The sequence below is a fragment of the Micromonospora sp. NPDC048063 genome (assembly GCF_043202855.1).
Lineage (GTDB): Bacteria > Actinomycetota > Actinomycetes > Mycobacteriales > Micromonosporaceae > Micromonospora.
In genome coordinates this window covers 207,606-229,458 of record NZ_JBIDBG010000010.1, presented here as the reverse complement: position 1 = coordinate 229,458, position 21,853 = coordinate 207,606, and the positions used below count along the sequence as shown (strand labels likewise).

21 protein-coding genes are annotated in these 21,853 nt (G+C 72.5%); 15 read left to right on the top strand and 6 right to left on the bottom strand.

Annotation, left to right across the window (positions count from 1 at the left end):
* Positions 1–69 precede the first annotated feature (69 nt).
* Positions 70–609: a M15 family metallopeptidase gene (locus ACGFZ2_RS23830; protein WP_393457064.1), complete on the top strand. Its 540-nt coding sequence runs from the start codon at positions 70–72 to the stop codon at positions 607–609.
* A gap of 123 nt (positions 610–732) precedes the next feature.
* Positions 733–948 (top strand): hypothetical protein, encoded by a 216-nt coding sequence (locus ACGFZ2_RS23825; protein WP_393456975.1) that lies wholly within the window; start codon positions 733–735, stop codon positions 946–948.
* A 384-nt stretch (positions 949–1,332) separates the two neighbouring features.
* Here ACGFZ2_RS23825 and ACGFZ2_RS23820 read toward each other — a convergent pair whose 3' ends face one another.
* Positions 1,333–1,617 (bottom strand): DUF4184 family protein, encoded by a 285-nt coding sequence (locus ACGFZ2_RS23820; protein WP_393456972.1) that lies wholly within the window; start codon positions 1,615–1,617, stop codon positions 1,333–1,335.
* A 319-nt stretch (positions 1,618–1,936) separates the two neighbouring features.
* Between ACGFZ2_RS23820 and ACGFZ2_RS23815 the strand changes: the two genes are divergently transcribed.
* From ACGFZ2_RS23815 to ACGFZ2_RS23790, 6 genes are read left to right on the top strand one after another with little or no spacing between them, the layout of a single operon-like run.
* Positions 1,937–3,490, top strand: a complete 1,554-nt coding sequence (locus ACGFZ2_RS23815; protein ID WP_393456969.1) for an ABC transporter substrate-binding protein — start codon at positions 1,937–1,939, stop codon at positions 3,488–3,490.
* A gap of 9 nt (positions 3,491–3,499) precedes the next feature.
* Complete coding sequence (locus ACGFZ2_RS23810; RefSeq protein ID WP_393456966.1) at positions 3,500–4,450, top strand: ABC transporter permease; 951 nt, start codon at positions 3,500–3,502, stop codon at positions 4,448–4,450.
* Positions 4,447–5,346 carry an ABC transporter permease gene (locus ACGFZ2_RS23805; protein ID WP_393456963.1) on the top strand — a complete coding sequence of 300 codons (900 nt, stop codon included), beginning with the start codon at positions 4,447–4,449 and terminating at the stop codon, positions 5,344–5,346. Before ACGFZ2_RS23810 ends, ACGFZ2_RS23805 begins: the two co-directional genes overlap by 4 nt.
* The gene (locus ACGFZ2_RS23800; protein WP_393456960.1) at positions 5,343–6,149 is read left to right on the top strand and encodes an ATP-binding cassette domain-containing protein; all 807 of its coding nucleotides are present in this window, start codon (positions 5,343–5,345) and stop codon (positions 6,147–6,149) included. The genes ACGFZ2_RS23805 and ACGFZ2_RS23800 overlap by 4 nt, the downstream gene beginning before the upstream one ends.
* A complete protein-coding gene (locus ACGFZ2_RS23795) occupies positions 6,146–6,925 on the top strand; it encodes an ATP-binding cassette domain-containing protein (protein WP_393263594.1) in 780 nt (259 codons plus the stop codon). The genes ACGFZ2_RS23800 and ACGFZ2_RS23795 overlap by 4 nt, the downstream gene beginning before the upstream one ends.
* A complete protein-coding gene (locus ACGFZ2_RS23790; RefSeq protein ID WP_393263592.1) occupies positions 6,922–7,710 on the top strand; it encodes a DUF1684 domain-containing protein in 789 nt (262 codons plus the stop codon). The genes ACGFZ2_RS23795 and ACGFZ2_RS23790 overlap by 4 nt, the downstream gene beginning before the upstream one ends.
* A gap of 186 nt (positions 7,711–7,896) precedes the next feature.
* Here ACGFZ2_RS23790 and ACGFZ2_RS23785 read toward each other — a convergent pair whose 3' ends face one another.
* Positions 7,897–8,763, bottom strand: a complete 867-nt coding sequence (locus ACGFZ2_RS23785; protein ID WP_393456957.1) for a BTAD domain-containing putative transcriptional regulator — start codon at positions 8,761–8,763, stop codon at positions 7,897–7,899.
* A gap of 479 nt (positions 8,764–9,242) precedes the next feature.
* On the opposite strand from ACGFZ2_RS23785, the gene ACGFZ2_RS23780 reads away from it, so the two are divergent.
* Positions 9,243–10,493 (top strand): hypothetical protein, encoded by a 1,251-nt coding sequence (locus ACGFZ2_RS23780; protein WP_393456954.1) that lies wholly within the window; start codon positions 9,243–9,245, stop codon positions 10,491–10,493.
* Between the two features lie 150 nt (positions 10,494–10,643).
* Positions 10,644–12,347, top strand: coding sequence for a VWA domain-containing protein (locus tag ACGFZ2_RS23775; protein ID WP_393456951.1), 1,704 nt, complete (start codon positions 10,644–10,646; stop codon positions 12,345–12,347).
* Between the two features lie 12 nt (positions 12,348–12,359).
* Here the strand turns inward: ACGFZ2_RS23775 and ACGFZ2_RS23770 are convergent, their stop codons facing one another.
* From ACGFZ2_RS23770 to ACGFZ2_RS23755, 4 genes are all read right to left on the bottom strand, one after another.
* Positions 12,360–12,752: a PAAR domain-containing protein gene (locus ACGFZ2_RS23770; RefSeq protein ID WP_393263585.1), complete on the bottom strand. Its 393-nt coding sequence runs from the start codon at positions 12,750–12,752 to the stop codon at positions 12,360–12,362.
* A 45-nt stretch (positions 12,753–12,797) separates the two neighbouring features.
* Positions 12,798–13,484: a LuxR C-terminal-related transcriptional regulator gene (locus ACGFZ2_RS23765; RefSeq protein WP_393456948.1), complete on the bottom strand. Its 687-nt coding sequence runs from the start codon at positions 13,482–13,484 to the stop codon at positions 12,798–12,800.
* Positions 13,481–14,830 carry a hypothetical protein gene (locus ACGFZ2_RS23760; RefSeq protein WP_393263582.1) on the bottom strand — a complete coding sequence of 450 codons (1,350 nt, stop codon included), beginning with the start codon at positions 14,828–14,830 and terminating at the stop codon, positions 13,481–13,483. The genes ACGFZ2_RS23765 and ACGFZ2_RS23760 overlap by 4 nt, the downstream gene beginning before the upstream one ends.
* 150 nt (positions 14,831–14,980) lie before the next feature.
* Complete coding sequence (locus ACGFZ2_RS23755) at positions 14,981–15,589, bottom strand: Pvc16 family protein (RefSeq protein WP_393456945.1); 609 nt, start codon at positions 15,587–15,589, stop codon at positions 14,981–14,983.
* Positions 15,590–15,767: 178 nt separating this feature from the next.
* On the opposite strand from ACGFZ2_RS23755, the gene ACGFZ2_RS23750 reads away from it, so the two are divergent.
* The 5 genes from ACGFZ2_RS23750 to ACGFZ2_RS23730 all read left to right on the top strand — a co-directional run bounded on the left by ACGFZ2_RS23750 (position 15,768) and on the right by ACGFZ2_RS23730 (position 21,845).
* The gene (locus ACGFZ2_RS23750; protein WP_393456942.1) at positions 15,768–17,330 is read left to right on the top strand and encodes a phage tail sheath family protein; all 1,563 of its coding nucleotides are present in this window, start codon (positions 15,768–15,770) and stop codon (positions 17,328–17,330) included.
* 33 nt (positions 17,331–17,363) lie between these two features.
* Positions 17,364–17,846 (top strand): phage tail protein, encoded by a 483-nt coding sequence (locus tag ACGFZ2_RS23745; protein ID WP_393263576.1) that lies wholly within the window; start codon positions 17,364–17,366, stop codon positions 17,844–17,846.
* Positions 17,833–18,249 carry a hypothetical protein gene (locus ACGFZ2_RS23740; RefSeq protein WP_393456939.1) on the top strand — a complete coding sequence of 139 codons (417 nt, stop codon included), beginning with the start codon at positions 17,833–17,835 and terminating at the stop codon, positions 18,247–18,249. Before ACGFZ2_RS23745 ends, ACGFZ2_RS23740 begins: the two co-directional genes overlap by 14 nt.
* 51 nt (positions 18,250–18,300) lie before the next feature.
* Complete coding sequence (locus ACGFZ2_RS23735; protein WP_393456936.1) at positions 18,301–21,258, top strand: DUF4157 domain-containing protein; 2,958 nt, start codon at positions 18,301–18,303, stop codon at positions 21,256–21,258.
* Positions 21,259–21,359: 101 nt separating this feature from the next.
* Positions 21,360–21,845 (top strand): phage tail protein, encoded by a 486-nt coding sequence (locus ACGFZ2_RS23730; RefSeq protein ID WP_393263570.1) that lies wholly within the window; start codon positions 21,360–21,362, stop codon positions 21,843–21,845.
* Positions 21,846–21,853 lie beyond the last annotated feature (8 nt).

The window sequence follows — 21,853 nt, the reverse complement described above, 5'->3', positions numbered from 1 at the left end:
CCGCTAGGCGACAACGGGGAAGCCCTGGTCGACGTGCGCCAGGTTGCGGAACTTCGGGTTGACGATCGCCTGGCCGACGAGGCCGGGGCCTACGCGCACCTCCGTGAGGCAACGGTCCAGCGCTTGCTCGCCGCCCAGCAGACCCTGCCCCGAGGACTGCGGCTGCTGATCATCGAGGGGTACCGGCCGCTCAGCCTGCAGACGACCTACTTCGAGAGCTACAAGGACGAACTGCGCCGCAGGTACCCGGAGTGGGACTCGGCGCGCCGGCACGTGGAGGCCAGCAAGTACATCTCGCCGCCCGAGGTGGCTCCGCACAGCACCGGCGGGACGGTCGACCTCACCCTCTGCACGGCCGACGGGATCGAACTGGACCTGGGCACGATCGTCAACGCCAGCCCGGTGGACAGCGCCAACGCCTGCTTCACCGGATCACCCCACATCGCCCCGCAGGCCCGCACCAACCGCGACATCCTCGCCCGGGCGCTCTCGTCCGCCGGCATGGTCAACTACCCGACCGAATGGTGGCACTGGTCGTTCGGCGACCGCTACTGGGCGCTGAGCACCGGGGCCAACCGGACCCGGTACGGGCCGGTAGACCTCCCGTGAAGCGGCTGTGCGATTGCGGGCGGGCGTTGTGGGCGAATGCGGTGGCGCGGGCGCGGGTGCTGGCTGCCCAGCGGAAGTGTCACGACCATCCTGTTCCCACAGGGTCTGGGTAAGGTCGTCCGCATGGCTGACGCTGTCGTGATTCCCGGCGCGAGGTTCGGACCCGACAACGTATGGGGCGGTGATGTCGCCCGCCGGTTGTCGCCCCACGTGTTGGAGGTGGAAGGCGCGGATCACGGTATGTACGTACCCGGCCCGCTCACCGAGTCGATCGCAGTGCTCAGTCGAGTCGTGGTTGCCGTGGAGGAGTTCCTCGACGCGATTGGCTGGCCGAGCTAGGCACCCTGGCCCCGGAGGTTTCGTCCGCCCATTCATCCAGCGCTGGCAGAGCCTGCTACAGCGATGAGGGCGGCGCTTCCGAATGGCTCCCACGCGCCACCGTACGTCTGTCAGCGGGGGCGGTCCTAGCGTTCATTGCTTGCACTGCAACGGCGGCGACGAGTAGCGCCCCGGCCGTGAGACACAGCAGCCGTACTGCAGTCGCCCATGGCAGATTCTCGGCTGGCAGAAGCGGGGTCAGGGCGTACCCGATGATTGCGGCGGCGCCCGCTGTGGACCAGAACACCGTCGGGCGGGTGGGGACCGGCGGTGGGTTGCCGTGCCAGGCGCGAAGGAGCCGACGGCGGCCGACCACGACGGCGCCGGCGAGCGTGACCAGCGCGCCTACGAGGCTGCTGGGAATGTCGGACACGGTCCACCAGGCGACGTCGCTGACCTGGTCGCGACGGTGGCGCGGACGAGCCACGCGCCGAGCAGCGCCACCGGCAGACACCACCACACCAGCGCGGTGAGGGTGTGGCTCTGCCACTCCGGACCGACCCCGAGGAACGCGTATTTGATGTGGGGTGCGACCGCCCCGGTAGTCAGCGCGACACCGTCGAACCATCGGGGTCGCCAGAGCTTGAGCGGGAGTACCACGCCGGGGTGCGACGGAAAGGTGAGCGGCATCGGCGCATCTTCCCACCTGGGGCCAAGGACCTGTGGCAGACGACACGATGCCGGCTGGTCGCCCCAACTGCGTGATCATGTACTCTGACCTGCGTGAACACTGCGCCGTCGTTGGACCGGACCCCGCTCGCGGTCCGTGTCGTCGCCGCGCGCCGTATCTGCTGTTGTTGACGGTCTGACACCCCGGCCCGCGCCCGTGGCTGCCACGCCACGCTGCCCGCGCGCCGTCATCAACGTCTGATCTTCCCCTCATTTGTGAATCTCAATCACCGCGTCCCGCGCTCGCGCGACGCAGGTTCCGTCTGCCTGGAGTACGGACATGACCACTCACCGCAGGCCCTCGGTCGGCCTACCCTTCGCACGCCGGTTGCGCCCGCTCGGCGCGCTCGCGGCCACCACCATCCTCGCGTTGCTGATCGCCGCCTGCGGCTCGTCGACGAGCCCCGGGTCGACGGGCGCCGCCGACCCCGACGCGACGATCACGGTCGGTTCGCTGAACGAGCCGACGACGCTCAATACGATCAAGGGCGGCAACACCGGCCACGCCCAGGTGCTGCTGCGCAACGTCGTCGAGGGGCTCACCGTGCTCACCGACGAGGGCAAGGTCGAGCCGCTGCTGGCCAAGTCGTGGGACGTGTCGCCGGACGGCACGGCATACACCTTCCACCTGCAGTCTGGCGTGACCTTTTCCGACGGCACCCCGCTGAAGGCCAGCGACGTGGTGGTCGCGCTCAAGCGGGTGACGTCCGACGAGTCGACCAGCGCCCGCAAGAAGAACCTCTCGATCATGAAGACGATCGAGGCGCCGGACGACGGCACCGTCAAGGTCACCCTGTCGACGCGGTCGCAATCGTTCCTCTTCTACCTCACCAGCACCGGCGCGGCTGTCACCAAGCCCGGCGCCGGCAACCCGGAGACGACGGTGATCGGCACCGGCCCGTACGCCCTGACCTCCTGGAAGCAGGGTGACTCCATCACGCTGACCCGCAACGACGGGTACTGGGGCACGAAGGCCAGCAACAAGCAGGTGGTGTACCGGTTCTTCAAGGACGCCACCGCCGAGAACAACGCGCTGCTCGCCGGCCAACTCGACCTGGTGACCCAGGTGTCCTCGCCGGATGTGCTCCCCCAGTTCGACAACCAGCCGCAGTTCTCCATCGTGGAGGGCACGTCGACGACGAAGGAGTTGTTCAACTTCAACGACGCCATCGCCCCGTTCAACAACCCCGACGTGCGGCACGCCATCCGGCAGGCCATCGACCGCAAGGCGCTGCTGACGGCGGTGTGGGCCGACCGGGGCCAGGTCATCGGCTCGATGGTGCCGCCCACGGACCCCTGGTACGAGGACCTGACCAGCATCGACGACCACAACGTGGCCGGCGCCAAGCAGCTGCTGGCCAAGGCCGGGTACGCGAACGGTCTGTCCTTCACCGTCGACTACGTACCGTCGGACGCGGTCAACATCATCGCGCAGGGGCTGAAGAGCCAGCTCGCCCAGGCCGGTATCACCATCACGCTGAACCCCGTCGACGACGCGACCTGGACCGACAAGGTCTACAAGAACCACAACTTCCAGGCCACCATCATGACCCACGTCAACCAGCGCGACCTGGTCTGGTACGGCGACCCGACGTTCTACTGGCAGTACGACAACCCGCAGGTGCAGAAGTGGGTCAAGGACTCCGAGACCGCCGCGACGCCCGACGAGCAGACCGCCCTGCTGAAGAAGGTGGCACGGCAGATCTCCGAGGACGCGGCGAGCGCCTGGCTGTTCCTCGACCCGGCCATCAAGGTCGCCAGCACCTCGGTCAGCGGCTACCAGAAGAACAACACCACGGACAGCTTCTACGTCGCGCCGATCACCAAACGCTAGGCGATAGGCATGCTCAGCTACCTCATCCGTCGGGTCGCCTGGCTGATCGGTTCGCTTTTCGTCGCGGGCTCGGCGGTGTTCTTCCTGCTCCGGGTCCTACCGGGTGACCCGGCCGTCACGCTGCTGGCGGTCGGGTCCTCCCCGGACCAGATCGACGCGATCCGGCACCAGCTCGGCACCGACCGGCCTGTGCTGGCGCAGTACGGCCACTGGTTGGGCGACCTGGTGACCGGGAACCTCGGGGACAGCCTGTTCACCCGGATGCCGGTGCTCGATCAGATCGCCGGCCGGCTCCCGGTCACCGTACCGCTGGCGCTGAGCGCGTTCGTGCTGTCGATCATCGTGGCCGTACCGATCGGGGTGTTCGCGGCGGTACGGCGGCGGGGCCTGCTCGGGGTGGCGGTGTCGACGCTGGCGCAGTTGGGGATCGCGCTGCCCATCTTCTGGGTCGGGATCGTGGTGGTCTGGCTGGTCGCGGTGCAGTGGCGGGCGCTGCCGCCGGGCGGGTTTCCCCGCACCGGCTGGCAGGACCCGCAAGCCGCGGTCCAGTCGCTGGTCCTGCCGGTGGCGACGTTGGCGATCGCGCAGGGGTCGGTGCTGGTGCGCTACGTACGCTCGGCGACGCTCGACGTGCTGAGCCAGGAGTACGTGCGCACCGCCCGCTCCCTCGGCTACAGCCTGCCGCAGGCGCTGTGGCGGCACGGACCACGCAACGGTGCCGCAACCGTGGTCCAGATCCTGGGCCTCCTGCTGGCCAGTTCACTGCTGGGCACCGTGGTCATCGAGAGCGTTTTCGCCCTGCCCGGCCTGGGCTCGCTGCTGTTGACCAGCGTGAAGGCCCGCGATCTGCCGATCGTGCAGGGCACGGTCTTTCTCATGACGGCGATCGTGCTGGTGATGGGGCTCGTCGTGGACGTCGTGCAGCGGCTGGTCGACCCGAGACTGAGAGCACGGGCATGAGCACACCTCTGGTCGAGACGATCGAAACGACCGATGCGCTCGACACCCCCGTCCGGCGACGCCGAGGCTGGCGCTCGCCGTCGTTCGTGGTCGGCGCGGCGCTGCTGCTGGCGGTTCTCGCCCTGGCGCTGGTGTCGCTTGTCTGGTCCCCGTACGGGCTGGACCACACCGACCCGGCGGCCCGGCTGGCCGGCCCGTCCGCACGGCACTGGGCGGGCACCGATCGCCTGGGCCGCGACCAGTTCACCCAGCTGATGCTCGGCGCGCGTACCGCGGCGTGGATCGGGCTGGCCTCGGTCGCGGTGGCGTTCGTCATCGGCGTCCCGTTGGGCCTGCTCGCGGCGATCGCCGGCCGGCTCGTCGAGAACGCCGTCATCGGAGTGATCGACATCGTGATCGCCTTCCCGACCCTGCTGCTGGCGATGCTGCTGGTCACCGTGTACGGCGCGTCGACCGGAGTCGCGATCAGCGCGATCGGGATCGGCGTCTCCGCCGAGGTGGCCCGGTTGACCCGGATCTCGGCGAGCCGGGTGCTCACCCAGGACTACGTACTCGCGGCGCGTACCTGTGGCACCGGGCCACTGATGGTCCTGGTCCGGCACGTCCTGCCCAACATCTGGCACACCCTGCTGGTGCAGGCCGCCCTCGCCTTCGGCGTCGCGGTCATCGCCGAGGCGTCGCTGTCGTACCTGGGGCTCGGCACTCCGCCGCCCGCGCCGTCGTGGGGCCGCATGCTCCAGGAGGCGCAGTCGACGGTGAGCGTGGCCCCGTGGAACGTCCTGCTGCCCGGCCTCGCAGTCGCCGTCACGGTCGTCGGGGTCAACCTGCTCGGTGACGGCCTGCGGGAGGTCCTCGACCCGCAGCTACGGCAGGAAAGGCAGGCAGCGGACCGATGACCGTCCTGGAGACCACCGGGCTGACCATCACGCTCGACGGGCAGCCGCTCGTTCGCGACGTCTCGTTCGGCCTCGCCGCCCGCGACCGGGTCGGCCTCATCGGCGAATCCGGCTCAGGCAAGTCGCTGACCGCGCTGGCGCTGCTGGGACTGCTACCGCCGGGCATGCGCACGAGCGGCCGCATCCTCATCGACGGCGAGGACCACCTCGGCGCGCCGGACCGGCGGTGGCGTCGGGTCCGCGGCCGCACCGTCAGCATCGTGTTCCAGGAGCCCCTGACCGCCCTGGACCCGCTGATGCCGGTCGGCCGCCAGATCGCCGGTCCGCTGCGGCTGCACCAGGGCCTCAACCGCAGCGACGCCGAGCGCCGCGCGATCGAGTGGTGCGACCGGGTGCACCTGCCCGACCCGGCCCGGCTGGTACGGGCCCTGCCGCACGAACTCTCCGGCGGCCAACGGCAGCGGGTGGCCCTGGCGATGGCCCTCGCCTGCCGGCCCCGGGTGCTCATCGCCGACGAGCCGACGACGGCGCTGGACGTGACCGTGCAGGCGCAGATCCTCACCCTGCTCGACGAGCTGATCGAGGAGACCGGGGTGGGGCTGCTGTTCATCAGCCACGACCTGCCGGTCGTCGCCGGACTGGCCCGCCATCTCCTGGTCATGCGCACGGGCCGGTTGGTCGAATCCGGCCCGGTCGACGACGTGCTGCGCCGGCCCCGCTCCGGCTACGCCCGGCAGCTCGTCGCGAGCGCCGCCAGGGTGACCCGGCTGGCCCGCCCCAGCGTGCGCAGGGAGGACCGATGAGCGATCCGATTCTCACCGGGCATCAGCTCACCCGATGGTTCCCGGGCCGCACCCACCCGGCGCTCGACGGGGTGGACGTCACCGTGCGACCGGGGACCAGCCTCGGGATCGTCGGCGAGTCGGGCGCCGGGAAGTCGACCCTGCTGCGGCAGCTGCTCGGCGTGGACCGCCCCACCTCGGGCGAGATCCGCTTCGCCGGCCAGTCCCTCGACCGGGTTCGACACCGCGTGTTCCGTCGGCAGGTCCAGGTCGTCTTCCAGGACCCCCGGTCGTCGCTGAACCCCCGCATGTCGGTCGCGTCGATCGTCGCCGAGCCGCTGCGCTCGCTGCGCATCGGTACGGACCGGGCGGCCCGCGCCGAGCGCGTCGCCGAGGTGCTCACCGCGGTGGGGCTGCGCCCGGAAGACGGACGGCGCTACCCGCACGAGTTCTCCGGCGGCCAGCGCCAGCGCATCGCCATCGCGCGGGCGCTCGCACCGGCCCCGCGGATCCTGCTCGCCGACGAGCCCGTCAGCGCCCTCGACGTCTCGGTCCGGCTGCAGATCATCGACCTGCTCAAGGATCTCGTTGGCCGGCTCGGGCTCACGCTGGTGCTGGTCTCGCACGACCTGGCGATCGTCAGCCAGCTGTGCCAGGAGGTGCTGGTCATGCGCCACGGCCGCGTCGTCGAGCGCGGCCCGACCGCGGACGTGCTGACCGACCCCGCCGACGAGTACACCCGTGCCCTGCTGGCGGCCATCCCGCAACTGCCGCTCGACCTGCTGGAGGAACCGTGACCTTTGTCGATCAGTGGCGGACCTGGCACGCCGAACGTGAGGCGGCCGTTTCGGCGCCGGGTGGGGACCTCACGCTGACCGGCACTCACTGGCTGGTGGGGCGCACCCGGATCGACGGGATACCCGGCACCTGGTGGGCCGACGGAACCGACGTGCGGGTGTCCGGCGCCGAAGGCCTGCTCGTCGGCGGCGTACCGACCGCCGAGGGCCGGCTGCGCCCCGACCAGCGACTCATGGTGGGCGACGTCGAACTGAAGATCATCCGCCGCGGCGCCGACCTGGCGGTACGGACGTACGACCCGCACGCGCCGGCGGTGCACCGCTTCGCCGGCATCGACGCGTACGCCCCCGACCCCGCCTGGGTGGTGACCGCCGAGTTCACCCCGGCCGACGCCGGCCAGGCGGTGCGCACCGCGCACAGCCGCTCCGACCGGCTGGTGGACTACCCGGTCGTCGGCACGTTCACCTTCACCGTCGACGGCCGGCACGCCGAGCTGGTCGCGCTGTACACCGGCCACGAGGGTGAAGCGCACATCACGTTCCGGGACGCCACCAGCGGACGGGAGAGCTACGGCGCGGCCCGGTTTCTGTTTCTGCCCCTGCCGGCGACGGCGGGCCCGGTGACGCTGGACTTCAACCGCGTCACCCTGCCTCCGTGTGCGTTCTCCGAGGCATTCATCTGCCCGCTGCCGCCCTCGGGGAACGTGCTGCCGTTCGCCGTCCGGGCCGGCGAGAAGGCAGTCCTTGACCAGCCAGCCGGTCAGGTGCCGATCCCTTGCCGATGATCGGGAACCGGCACCGGGCAAGCGAATTGACCGACGAACCTGTCGGACCGGGCCGCGTTTCGATAGTTCGGGTCAGCGTCGATCAGCGCATGGCGAGGGCGCTCTTGCCGATCCCACCAGGTCCCTGGACGATCGCGAGCGCGCGACCCTGCCGCGGTCGCTCCATGATGAGGGAGTCGATCTGGGTCAATTCCTCAGTGCGACCGACGAACGCATGGTCGCCTGTCGGCAACTGGGCGGGAGCGGAGGCCATTCGGGGCATGGTCCGCCCTCCCTCATCGGGATTGCCACCTCGTCCCCCTGCAGGATCCGGTCGTGCATTTCCCGCAGTTGGGGGCCCGGCTCCACGCCCAGTTCCTCTACCAGTAACCGGCGACCGTCGCGGAACACGGTGAGTGCATCGGCTGTACGTCCGCAGTACGTCAGCGCCACCATGAGGCAGGCGCGCAACTGTTCCCGGAACGGGTGTCGCTGAACCAGTATTTGCAGCTCGGGAATGACTGCGCGAGCGCGGCCCAGTCGCAGCTCCAAGCCGAGGCACTCCTCGGTCAAGGCCACCCGGCGCTCCTCGATCCGCTCCACCACGTGCGCGAGCCGGCCTTCAATATCGACCAGCGGCCGGCCCTGCCACATGGCCAGAGCATCGCGCAGCTTCGTCACTGCCTCGTCCAGCCGTCCCGCGCCAGCCAGTGTTCTCGCCTCGGCGGCCCAGCGCTCCATCTGGTGAAGGTCGATGCTGTCAGCGCCGACCTGCAGTACGTATCCAGGCGGACTCGTGCCGATGAGCTCGCTACCGAGGCCGGCCGCCCGGAAATCGCGGCGCAGGCTGCAGACCCCGGCTGCAATCTGGTTCCGGGCCGTAGATGGCGCGTGCGGACCCCACACCGCGTCCACGATCCGTTCGACCGGGACGACCCGGCCTGGCTCCAGCAGCAGCGCCGCCAAGATTGCCCGCTGACGTGGACCGCCGAGACGTACCGCCCCATTGGGCAGTACAGCAGTCACCGGCCCCAGCAGGCTGAACAGGACTCCTCTTTCAGCGGCTTCGTGCATACCAACCCCCGGTGACATCCACTAACCGCGCTCATCGGAAATGGCCGGGACCGGTCCTCCGGGTCCGTCAACGGTGAGACATCTCCGGGTGGCCACGGATCGCAGAGAACGCAGTTGTGCTCTTGTTCAGCGGTTACTCCTCGGACGACCCCTCGTGCTGAGTGGACGTGCGGGGTCGTTCCTCGTATCCGATCGTCAGGGTCCCGTTCCGGGACGGGCAACACCTTTCGGTCACGTCCGAAGGGTGCGCGGCACGACCCCAACGGGCTTCTCGGCTGTGATGAGGTCTCCCGATCTGGTACCGGCCACCGCACGCGGGCCAGGGGCCGATGCCGGCCTGACCGACGTCCGCAGCCGCGGCCCGCGGTGCCTGGTGAGGCAGTACGGACTGCCCCAAAGACCGCCGACTGCGCGTGTCGGTGAGGCCACCGCTGCGCCATGGTGACCGCGTCGACTGTCGCCGAGCGAGAAGAGCGGTCATGACCTGGCGAGAGACCTACTGGCACGACGCTGCCTCCGACCCCGCGTACTTCGCTGCCGTGGAGTTCGCCACCGTCCTGGATGGTGACTACGGCACGCGGATGTTCGGCCGATGGGTCGAGGAACGCTACCCGTACTCGCACGAGCTGGTCCGCGCCGTGGAGTACCTGCTGGTCACCAACGCCTACGCCGAGGACGTCGCGGAGACGATGGAGATTCTCCACCGACGCCTACCCCGCCCGTGGGACGATCCGGCGATGCTCACCGCCCTGGAGCGGACCGCCGCCCGGTTCCCGTACGTGCCCACGCAGGTACGCGACGACCACGACGCCATGGTGCTCGCCGACGCGCTCTCGACCGACGTCGACACGTTTCGGCTGTGGCGGGAGGAGATCCAGCAGGCCGCCGTCGCGCTGCTGCGCGACGGCGGGGTGATGGACGCCTTCCTCGACGACTGCGCGCTGCTCGCCGACGAGGCGAAGGAGCACCAGGCGGTGGAGGCCCTGGAGAAGGGCAAGGAGCGAGTCGACGACCCGCTCCACATCCCGAGCCACGACCAGGGCCAGCACGGCCACGAGGAGAGCGACGACACGGGGCACGTCCGCGGCGACGAGGGGACGGTCACCGTCGTCCGGAAGCCGGGTGTGTCGTTCAGCGAGCCCGCCGAGGTCGCGGCGAGGCGGTATCCCTGGTTGTCCTACCCCTTCCGGCTCGGGGTGGCCTTCACCCTGAACCCCGAGGCCAACTCCCACCTGCCCGAGACGTTCAGCTGGGACGAGGCGCAGGTCCACCTCGGCCGTTGGGGGGTCGACCTCGACGAACTCGTCGAGCGGATCGAGCAGGCCATGGGCAACCGCTTCGCGCGAATGTACCGGGACGAGCGGATGGTGGTCTCGGTCATCGGCGAGAGCGTGGACGTGACGGTGACCATCGACTCGGCGCTCAACGCCCACAACACCGGGATCATCGCCACCCTAGACAGCGACGGGGCGTACACGCACTACGTCCAGTTCAAGGACCTGGTGATGTTCTACGTCGACGAGAACGACATGTACACGCCGATCTACAACGTGCTGAAGACGTTCGGCGACCTGTGGGTCGGCGGCGACGCGGAGAGCTACGTGGTGCGGCACGGCAAGGGCCGCAAGGCGTACTTCACCGTCACCCCGGTCAAGGCGAGCCACCAGGCCAGCCTGGTCGCGGTGGTCCGGCGCTGCTCGGACGGCATGACGGTCAAGGTCCTGTCCTGACCCGACGCGATCGGCCGGCAACCGGGTGCGCCGGCCGGTCCGAGGGACGCGGGTGCGGCCGGCGTTGCCCGTAGGTGTAGGAAGGTCTGCACCCAGGTCTGTCCGCCCACCCGCTGCGCGACGCCGGCCCGGCCGGCTTCAATGCCCGGCATGGCCGCATTCGCCTCCCGCTCACTGCGCGCCGCGTCGGCGCTGGCCGTCATGGCAATCCTGGTGGCCAGCGCTCCGCCGGCCGGGCACGCCGCGTTCCTCGCGACACCGACCACGGGCGGCGGAGCGGAGTTCCGGATCAGCGTCGCGGACGCCGCCGCACCGGCCGCCGGCCCGCCCGACGGTGGCCTGACCGACCCGACGATCGGGTTGAGCCCCGGCGGGTCGGCGACGCTCACCCGCACAGTCACCACGGCCACCGTGCCGCCCCGCCCCGACGTGGTGCTGCTCGCCGACACCACCGGCAGCATGGGCGGGGCGCTGGAGGACGTCAAGACCAACGCCCGCCGGATCGTCGCGGACATCAGCGCCGTACAGCCGGACGCCCGGTTCGCCGTCGCCGAGTACCGCGACGGCGGCGACGAGTATGCCTTCCGGGTCAACCAGGACCTGACCGCCGACCCCACCGCCGTGCAGGAGGCGGTGAACACCTGGACCGCGGCCGGTGGCGGGGACATCCCGGAGGCGAACCTGCACGCGTTGTCCCGGGTCGCCACCGGCGCGGTCGCCCTCCGCACCGACAGCAGCCCGATCCTGGTGATCTTCGGTGACGCGCCGTCGCACGATCCGAGCCTCGGCCACGACCTCGCCGGGACGGTCACCGCGCTCACCGCCCGGGGCATCCGGGTGGTGGCGGTCGACGTCACCGCGTCCCCGTTCTCCAGCCTCGACCAGACCGGGCAGTTCACCGAGATCACCGCTCGCACCGACGGGGTGCTGCTCAGGGCGGCCTCCGCCGGTGAGGTCTCCACCGCGATCCTTGCCGGCATCCGGGCGATCCCGGCCACCGTCGCCGCCCGCGTCTCCGACTGCGACCCGCAGCTCAGCGCCGACGTCACGCCCGGCGAGCGGACCGTCGACAGCGGCGGCAGCGTCGACGTCACGCTCACGGTCCGGGTCGACCCGAAGGCCCGCAACGGCGAGTACGCCTGCCGGTTCACGGTCACCGTGGACGGGATCGTCCACGGCACGGCGGAGCGGCTGGCGGTGACCGTGACCGGGGCCGCCCCCGACGTGCCGGTGCTGCACTCCGACACGACCCTGCTCGACCTCGGTGAGGCGTCCCTCGGGGTGGCCGCCCCGACCCGCCGGGTGCTCCTGAGCAACGCCGGGGACTACCCGCTCAGCGTCACCGCCACGCTCGGCCCGCAGCCGTACCCGGCGGCCTTCGCGGTCAGCGGGAACGGGTGCGGCCCGGTGCTCGCCGTCGGCGGTTCCTGCGCGCTGGACGTCGCGGCGACCCCGCGCGTCATCGGGGCGGCCAGCACGGTGCTCACCCTGGCCAGTTCCACCGACACCGGGGGACGGGCGGCGCAGTCACTGACCCTGCGCGTCTTCGGCCGCAGCCCGATCCTGACGTTCAACCCGGGGGTCGGCCGGCCCGGTCAGGTGGTGACCGGCATCGGCCGGGACTTCCCGCCGGGCGCGACGGTCTCGCTGGCCTGGGCTGACGGCACCGGGGCGGTGACCGTGGCGGCGGACGCCTCCGGCCGGTTCGCCGTACCGATGGTGGTCTTCGCCGACGGGCCGGCCGGTCCCCGCACGGCGGTCGCGGCGGTGCCGACGGTCGGGACGGTGACCAGCGGGACGTTCCTCGTGCAGTCCCCGACGGCGCAGCCGGGCGTCTTCACCCGGCGTCGCTGACCCCCGGCGCGATCAGCCGACGAGCACCTGACCGGTGGCGACGACGGTGCCGTTCGGCGCGGGCGCGGGATCGTTGCAGGTGTTGACCTTGTCGCCGTGCCGGGCGACGGGCTTGCCGTTGACCAGCACCAGCGGGCTGCCGGCGAGGACGGTGCCCTGGTTGGTCGGCGGGACCTGGAACGGCCCGCCGGTGGGCACGTGCGGGGGCGCATTCACCGCCCCGCTGCCCACCACGGCGGCCGGTTTCCCCTCGATCAGCACGTCGGTGCTGCACCCGGTGGTGATCGTGCCGGTGAAGGGCATCGGGGTCGGGGTCGGCACCGGCCCCACCGGCGAGGGGAGCATGACGATGTGCGTGTCGGTGCCGACCACCTTGTCGCCGAGCTTCGCCGCGGGTACGCCCACGTCGCCGCTCCTTCCTTACTTCCGGGACCGGGAACGGTCGGACGGTCAGATCAGACCCTCGCGGATGGCGTGCGCGACCGCCTGGGTCCGGTTGCGGACGCCGAGCTGGACGGTGATCTCGTGCACGATGTTCTTGATGCTGCGTTCCGAGTAGGACAGGTCCCGGGCGATCGTCGCGGTGTCCGCCCCGGCGGCGATCATCCGCAGCACGGCGAGCTGCCGTGGCGACAGGGGCAGGATGGTCAGACCCCGGGGGGCCAGCACCTGGCGCTGGGCGCGTCCCACCCGGGTCAGCAGGGAGCTGAGCAGGTCGGTGGGGAGCCGCGCCTCACCTCGGGCGGCGGCCCGCACCACCTCGCGGAGCAGCGGCGCGGTGCTCTCCGCGCGTCGTACCATGCTCAGCCCGCCTGCCTCGATGGCCTGGAGCCCCGCCGTGTCGTCGAGCTGTCCCACTACCAGCACCGGGCGGGGTGCCGGTCCGGGCGCGGCGGCCAGCGCGTCGAGCTGGGCCAGCAGCCAGTCGTCCACGGTGTCCCCGACGAGCACCAGCACGTCCGCCGTCGCGTCGTCCCCGGTCACCATCACGGGGCGGACCCCGGCCGGGTCCCCGCCGCCAAGATCGGCGCCGAGCTGGGCGACCACCCCGGCCTGGGAGATCGGGTCGCGGGCGCGGACCGCGGTGCGTACGGGAGGGACGTCGGTGGCCCCGCCGGACTTCGGCCGGGCGCTCATCGGGCGGCGCCGGGGCTGGCGGACGGGCTGGTCGCCGGCGCGACCGGCACCAGTTGGCCGGCGAAGTACGCCGCCGGGGTGCACGGTGTGTCGCCCGGGTTGGTGCACCGGACGGCCACCGTGACCGGCTGGTCGGCGGAGAACTTCAACGGCTGTACGAAGTGGTAGTCCAGGTCGCGGAAGTTGTTCAGGCCGGTCTCCAGCAGCACGGTGTCACCCCGCCGCACCTGGAGCACGCCCGCGTCGCCGTGCGGGTTCTGCAGCACGACGTCGGTCACCCAGAGCACCTTCCTCGCCGCCGGCCGGTACGTCGACAGGGCGAACTCGTTCGAGGTCGGGGAGGCGTTGGTGGCCACCCGGAAGTCGGCGGCGGTTTCCGGGTCGGCGTTCTCCAGTGTTCCGGCCGGACCGCCCCCCGGGCCGGCCGTCGGGCTCGCCGGCGCGCTCGGCTTCGGCGAGGCGGCCCCCCCGGTCACCGCCTGCTCGGCCTTCTCGGCGGTCTTCGCCGCCTCGCTGGCCTGCGTCCTGACCTCGGCGACCTCCTCGCTCAACTCCTGGTTGAGCTGCTGGGTCCGTACCTGCGCGGCCTCCTTCGCGGTGGACTGCACGGTGGGTTTGAGCACCGCGAACCAGAGCGCCGTCACCGCCACGACCACCGCGACGGCGACCAGCGCCACCCGGGGCGACCAGGCGGGCAGCACCGCCCGTTGCACCAGCAGCCCGTCGCAGGTGATCGGCTCGGTCTCGGGCCGGGTGACGGCCACCTGGAAGGGCAGGCTGCGGTCGGGGCCGAGCAGGAACCGCTTCTTCGGGCGTACCCGCAGCTTGACGAAGGTGGCGGTGCCCGGACGCAGCACCGGCGCGGCGGGCCGGGCCCGGAAGCCGAGCAGCAGGTCCGGGTCGGTGGGCAGCACCTCGACGGTGGTCTCGGTGTTGCCGGTGTTGTCCACGACGAGCTGGTGGGCCCCGGTCCGACGGGCCCGGGAGGTCCGGGGCACCAGCTCGGCGGCGAGCTCCACGAAGGGCAGGACGGTGACCCGGCCCTCCTCGACCACCGAGCCGTCCGGGTCCTCCCGGCCCCGGACCCGTACCCCGAAGTCGAGGTCGCCGGCCGGAACGGTGGCGGAGCGGGGCGGCCGGAAGGTGACCCGGGCCTCCTCTTCGGTGCCGGGCAGCAGGTTCATCGTCGGTGGCTCGACCTGGGCCCAGGAGCCGGCGTCGCCGACCACGTCGAGGGTGAAGTGGTCGACGACGGAGGCGGTGTTGCGCACCCGTACGGTGCAGCCGACCTCGTCGCCGGGCGCGACGGTCAGCTCGGTCTCGGCAAGTCCCACAGCGGCGCTCATGCCGCGCAGTCTCGCCGCGCGGCGGGCGCCGGCAGTACCGCGATCGAGGTACACCAACGGGCAGCCGTGGCTACCTGATCGGGCAACCCGCTGGCCCGGCCGTGTCGGGTCGCCCGGTGCGGACCGGGCCCACCCTGATCCGCTCGACGCTCAGCCGGGTTCGCTGATCCGTCCGGGGCGGCGGGCGGCGCGGGCCCCTGGGGTGTCGTCGTGCCGTCCGGCGCTGACGCTCACCTCGCGCGGTGCCGGCGCCAGGTCGGTCGTCGCCTCCGGCACGTACGGGACGAGCAGTTGCAGGTGCAGGCCGGTGCGGGCGGCGCCGCCGTGCGGCAGCCACGCCGACCCGGCGTCCCCCTCGCGGCGGGGGGCGCTGCGCACCACCACGGACTGGTTCGCCCGCGCAAGCACCCCGACGAGGAAACGGACGGGCAGCGCGGTGCAACCCGCGCAGCCGACCAGCAGGTCGCCGAGGAGACGGTGTTCCCGCTCGGTGTCCGGTCCCCAGGCGGTGAGCAGGTAGCTGAACCGGTAGCGCCGCCCCGGCGGGCGGCGCCCGGTCACCTGGCCGGTGGCGTCGCGCAGGTCGTCCCAGCTGGCGGAGACGCCACTGGAGTCCTCCTCCACGTCGAGCAGGAAGGCCGAGACCCGCTCGCCGTCCAGCTGCGCGCAGCGGTCCGGCGGGTCGAAGACCACGGGCACCTCCGGCGGCAGGTAGCTGCCCAGCCAGGCCCGGACCGACAGGTCGACATCCCAGATCACCCACCCACCCTGCCGGTCGGCGGGGTGGGCCCGCGCTCGGCGGCCGGGCAGGCCGATGGGGCGGATCCGTTGCCCTTCGGGGCAGTGCGGCCTACCCCCGTGGCGGTCCGGCGGGCAACGGATCCGGCCCGGCGCCGTTGGCATGCTCGCCGCAACACACCGTCGTACAGGAGGTTCGATGCCGACGTATCTGTCGCCGGGCGTCTACGTGGAGGAGGTGTCCTCCGGGTCGAGGCCGATCGAGGCGGTCGGGACCGCCGTCGCCGCGTTCGTCGGCTTCGCCGAGAGGGGGCCGGTCAACGAGCCCACCCTGATCACCAACTGGTCGCAGTACACCCGCACCTTCGGCGGCTTCGTTGCCGGGGCGTTCCTGCCCCTGTCGGTCTACGGATACTTCCTCAACGGCGGCGGTTCCGCGTACGTCGTCCGGGTGGGTGGCTCCGACGGAGACGCCGGGGCGGCGGGCGGCGACGGGGCGTACGCCACCGCGGCGGTGCCGGCCGGCGGGGACAACGGGAAGCTCTCCTTCACCGTTCGCGCCGTCCTGCCCGGCCCGGCCGGGCAGGACCTCTCGGTCGAGGTCACCGACGCCTCCGACGGCGGCGACGACACCTTCAAGCTCGTGGTGAAGCGGGCCGGCAAGCCGGTCGAGACGCTGGACAACCTGACCACCCGCCGGGGTGCCGGCAACGTGGTCACCGTCGTCCGCCAGCAGTCGAAGCTGATCCAGATCGAGGAGGCCAAGGGCACGACGCTCGCCCCGCCTCGACGCGGTGCCGAGGTCGCCCTCGCCGCTGCGGCACTGCCGGACACCACCACCGTCGACGGCGACCTGCGGGTGCGCGCCGAGGACTACGTCGGGGACGTCAGCGACCGGACCGGCTTCGCCGGCCTGGAGGCGATCGAGGACGTCACCATGCTCAGCGTGCCGGATCTGGCCGCCGCCCACCAGCGCGGGGCCATCGACGACGAGGCGTTCAGGGCCGTCCAGCTCGCGATGATCGCGCACTGCGAGCTGATGGGCGACCGGGTGGCCATCCTCGACCCGCCGCCCGGGCTGCACCCGCAGCGCCTCAAGGAGTGGCGGCAGGACGTCGCCGGCTACGACTCCAAGTACGCGACCCTCTACTGGCCCTGGATCAAGGTCATGGACCCGGCGCAGGGGCGGGCGGTGTTCATGCCGCCGAGCGGCCACGTCGCCGGTGTGTGGGCCCGCAACGACGACACCCGGGGCGTGCACAAGGCACCGGCCAACGAGATCATCCGGGGCGCGCTCGCCCTGGAGAGCGGCCTGACCAAGGGCGAGCACGACCAACTCAACCCGATCGGGGTCAACTGCATCCGGTCCTTCCCCGGCCAGGGCATCCGGATCTGGGGCGCCCGTACGCTCTCCAGCGACGCCGAGTGGCGCTACCTCAACGTCCGGCGGCTGTTCAACTGGATCGAGAAGTCCATCCTGCTCGGCACCAACTGGGTGGTCTTCGAGCCCAACGATCCCCGGCTCTGGGACGCGGTGCGCCGGGTCATCACGATGTTCCTCCGCCGGGTGTGGCGCAGCGGCGCCCTGATGGGCGACACCTGGTCCGAGGCGTTCTTCGTCAAGTGCGACGCGGAGAACAACCCGCCGGAGAACCTCGACGCCGGGATCCTCACCGTCGACATCGGCATCGCACCGGTCAAGCCGGCCGAGTTCGTGGTGTTCCGCCTCTCCCAGCTCTCGCACGGCGCGGGCGACGACTGACCCCGAGCGACGACGTAACCAGGAAGGACGACCATGGCAGGTCAGGGTACCCAGGACCCGCGCCAGAACACCGAGATCATCAGTGCCGCCGTGTTCCGGCTGGAGGTGCCGGGCATGAACGCGGTCAACTTCGCCGAGCTGGTCGGCATCAGCAGCGAGGTGGAGAACGCCGAGTACATGGCCGCCGGTCCCACCGGGCCGATCTTCTCCCGGCACTTCGGCCGGACCAAGCCGCCGACGGTGACCCTCAAGCGGGGACTCGACCTCAACGGTGACCTCTGGCTCTGGCACCAGAAGGTGCGCAACCTGATGTACGACGCGTACCGGGACTGCGCACTGAAGCTCTACGGGCCCGGTGACGACCTCAACGGCGACGCCCGGCTGACCTACATGATGACCAACGCCTGGCCGGCGAAGGTGGAGGTCAGCGGGGTCAAGGCCGGCTCGACCGACATCGTCTACCAGACGGTCACGCTGATGTGCGACGACCTGTTCGACTTCAATGCGCGGATCTGACCTCGCCGAGCCCGCCGCCGGACCGGCGGCGGGCCTGCGGACCGAGTTCCCGTTCGTGCTGCCCCGTGGGCTGGTCGACGACCGGGGCGCGGTGCACCGGCAGGGCGTCCTGCGGCTCGCCACGGCCCGCGACGAGATCCATCCCCAGGGCGATCCCCGGGTACGGCAGAACCCGGCGTACCTCACCGTGTTGCTGCTGGCCCGGACGGTGACCCGGATCGGTGCGGTGCAGCCGGTCGACACCACGGTGATCGAGCGGCTCTTCGCCTCCGACCTGGCCTTCCTGCAGGACCTCTACCGGCGGGTCAACCAGCAGGGGCACACCGGCGCGGAGGTCACCTGCCCGCACTGCGGGGACGAGTTCGCGGTGGACCTGGCCGGCGCCTTGCCGGCGGGAGCCTGACCCAGCCGTCCCGACCACGAACCGGCCCTGATCTGACTGAGGAGGTGGGGGATGGCCTGGTCCCTCCGGCCCCGCCGGTTGTTCCAGCCGGCCGCGGAGGCGTCCGTCCCGGCGTCGGTGCCGCCCGCCGGGGGACGGTCGTCGCTGGCGGCCGCCCCGCTGGCGCGGGTGCCCGGGCCGCTGACTGCGTCGGCGTACCCCGTACGGGAGTGGGCCGGAGCCGCCGCGCCGCTGCTGACCGTGGCACCCGTCCCGGCCATGGTCACGCTCACCCCGCCCCCGGTGGTGGCGGGTGTTCCGTCGTCCGGGCCGGCCTTCTCCGCCGGGGCCGCCGGCGCCACCGCCGTCCTCCGGTCCGCCGGGCCCGTCGTCGCACCGCTGCTCACCGGGTCCACCGACCGCCGGGTGGACGCGTCCCGCACGCTGGTGCCGGTCGTCCCGGCAGCCACCCACGGGACCCCGCTGACCGGAAACGACGACCTGGACCCCGGCACCGGCCTGGGGCACCAGCTGGACCCGGCCAGCGGCTCGAAGCCCGACCTGGGCCCGGCCACCGGGCCGGCGCGCGACGGTGGCCCGGCCGGGCGGGACGAGGCGGCAACCCGGACCGCCGCCCGGTTCGCCGCTGCCGGACTGCCGATCGCGCCCGTCTGGCCACCCCCCGGTTTCGAGGACGTCCACCTCGCGGCGGAGGCCACCCGGGCGGCGGAGGCGGCCCGCACGGCCGGCACGCCGGGGGCCGTGCGACAGCGGGGCGAGACCGCACCGCGTGCCACCGATCCGCCCCCCGACAGCGAGCAGCTCGGTGCCGGCTCGGCACCGGCGGACGGCCGGGTGGTCCGCCCGGTCGAGGTGGTCTCCCGTGCCCGGTCCGCCCGGCGCACACCGCCCCGCCCGGCTCGGGCGGGGGAGGACACGCCGGTCACCCCCACGCCGGAGGTAAGGCCGGTGGGCGCGGCGAGCGCCCCGGTGGACCGCCCGGCAGCAGTGCCCGCGACGAACACCGCCCCGCACCCGGCTGACGACCCGCCGCCCGTGTCGCCGACCGACCCGCCCGCGCACCGCTCCGACGACCCGACCGGACTGTCCGCACACAGCCCCGCCGCCCCGGCCAGCCCGGCCCCGCACCGCCGCGACGAGCCGGTCGGGCCGGCCCCGCACCGCCCCGACCGGCCGACCGCACCGGTCACGCGGCGGGTGGAGCGAAGCGGGTCGACCGCCGGACCGGACGACCCGTCGGGAGGTGGCCCGGTCGCCGCGACGCGGGGTGGGGCCGCCGTACGTCCGGCGGGTGACCAAGCTGCGCTGTCGCCGGCCCGGTTCCTGACCCGGCGTACGGACGCCTCGTCAGTCGGCACCGGGGAACGGCCGGCGCCGGTGCCACCCGTCACGACCGGGGTGCCGGCATCGGTCGTCCGTACGGAACTCCCGGCCCAACCACCCGGTCCACCGCCGGTCGGCGGTGCGGTGTCGGTCACCGGCCCTGACCCGGCGACCCCTGAGCAGGACCGCGGCGACGCACCGCTGGTCAGCCGTCCGGTGCCCACCAGCGGCGCGGTGCCCGGCGACGCGGGGGAGCCGATCGCCGGTGCCCCACAGCTTCCGGCCCCACCCGGCGTCGCGGGGTACGCCGATCCGCGTCCCACCGGGACGGAGCCGACGTCGGGCGTGTCCACCCCGGGCACGCCCACCCCGCCCCCGTGGCGCCCGGCGTCCCCGACCGGGCCCGCCATCGGTACGCCGGTGGTCGCGGACCCGTGGCCGGTGCCGGCACCCGGCACCGGACCGGCACCGGCCACGGACGACCGGATCGCGTCCGGAACAGCCGTGCCGTCCACTGCGGGCGGTCCGTTCCGTCGGTCGTCTCCGGTGGCCGGGATCGACGGGGCGCCAGCGACGCCGGAACGCAGATCGCGAAACGACCTGACCGGTGATGCTCCGCCGGACAACGCGCCGCCCGCCCGGCCGGGGCACCCACCGGCCATGCCGCTGCGGTACCCGGACCCGCCGTCCCGGGTGCTCCCGGCCGCACCGGCTGAGGGGCCTACCGGCGAGCCGGTGCCCGCCGTACTGGTGGACGGGATCCGCCGCCGATACGGCGTCGACGTCTCGGACGTGCCGGTCCGGCGCGGCCCCGAGGCCACCGCCGAGGTACGGCAGGCCGGTGCCCGTGCCGCCACCCGCGACGGCGAGGTCCTGTTGCCGGCGGACGCCGGCCCGCTCGACGCGCCGCCCGCCCGGGCCCTGCTCGCCCACGAGCTGGCCCACGTCGTGCAGCAGCGCGTGCTCGGCGGGACGGCCCCGGCGGAGTCGACGGCCGCCGGACGTGACCTGGAGGCACGTGCCCTGGCCGCCGAGTACGCCTTCGGCGACGGATCCACGCCGAACGGAGTGGGCCCGCTGGCCCCGGCGGTGCCGCTGGTGGCCGTCCCCGCCGGACCGGCCTCGACGTCCGCCGGGGGCACCTGGGGGGCGACGCCGGACGGCGGGCTGACCTGGCGGGCCGGTCCCGTCGGCCCGGCCCCGACGGGTCACCCGGTCCAGCGGGCACCCGTGGGGGGTTCGGCCGACGCCCTGGCCGACCTGCGCGACCCGGTGCGGGCCGAGGTGAACCGGCAGGAAGGGGCCGAGCAGGCCGGGTCGTCCGAGCCCATGCCGGAGACGACCCTGGCGGCGCTACGGGCCGAGGTGGCCGCCGCGACCGCCCCGCCCGCGTTCGACCGCAGTGCCGGCCGCCTCGCCGAGGTCCGCGACGCGGTGGAGCGACTCCGCGAGGAGCTGCGTACCGCGACGGAGCGGGAGGAGGCCACCACGGCTCGCCTCGACCGGGACACCGCATTCCTGCGGTCCTGGCTCGGTGACCGGCTGCCGGGGCGGACGGTGGACCTGGACGACGCGGACGACCTGGAGGAACTGGCCGGACGCCTCTACGGACGGCTGCGCGGCCGGCTCCGACAGGAACTGCTGGTCGACCGGGAACGCGGCGGACGACTGGCCCGGTTCCCCTGACCCGACGAGCCCGACCGAGGAACACCCGACCCAGGAACACCCGGACCGGGAACGCGCGACCCACCAGCACGACGACGCGGACGACGAGGAGGTACGGAACGATGGCGGGCGGTCTCTCCACCGCGGCCCGGTTCATGGGCGGCTTCTTCGAGGTCACCGGGGTCAACCACCGGTACCTGGTGGTCATCGACGACGAGCGCTACAACCTCGGCTCCTGGTCCCGGGTCTCCGGGCTCGGCGTGACCTGGCAGGTCTGCGAGTACCGCGCCGGGGACAGCAACGACGTCCACACCTTCGTGGGCGCCCCGACCTACAGCCGGATCCGACTCAGCCGGGCGGTCTGCTTCGACTCCCAGGTGGTGCAGGAGTGGCTCTGCCAGCAGGCCCGGCGGTACCAGCCGCTCAGCGGCAGCATCCAGCTCGTCGACAGCCTCGGCATCAAGATCGTCGGCTGGGAGTTGAAGCACTTCTTCCCGGTCGGCTGGTCGGTGTCCGAACTCGACCCGAGTCGGGCCGGGGTCGCCGTGGAGACCCTGGAGCTGGCCCACACCGGCTTCCTCGACGACGACGTCTCGTTCTCGCTCTGACCCGGCCA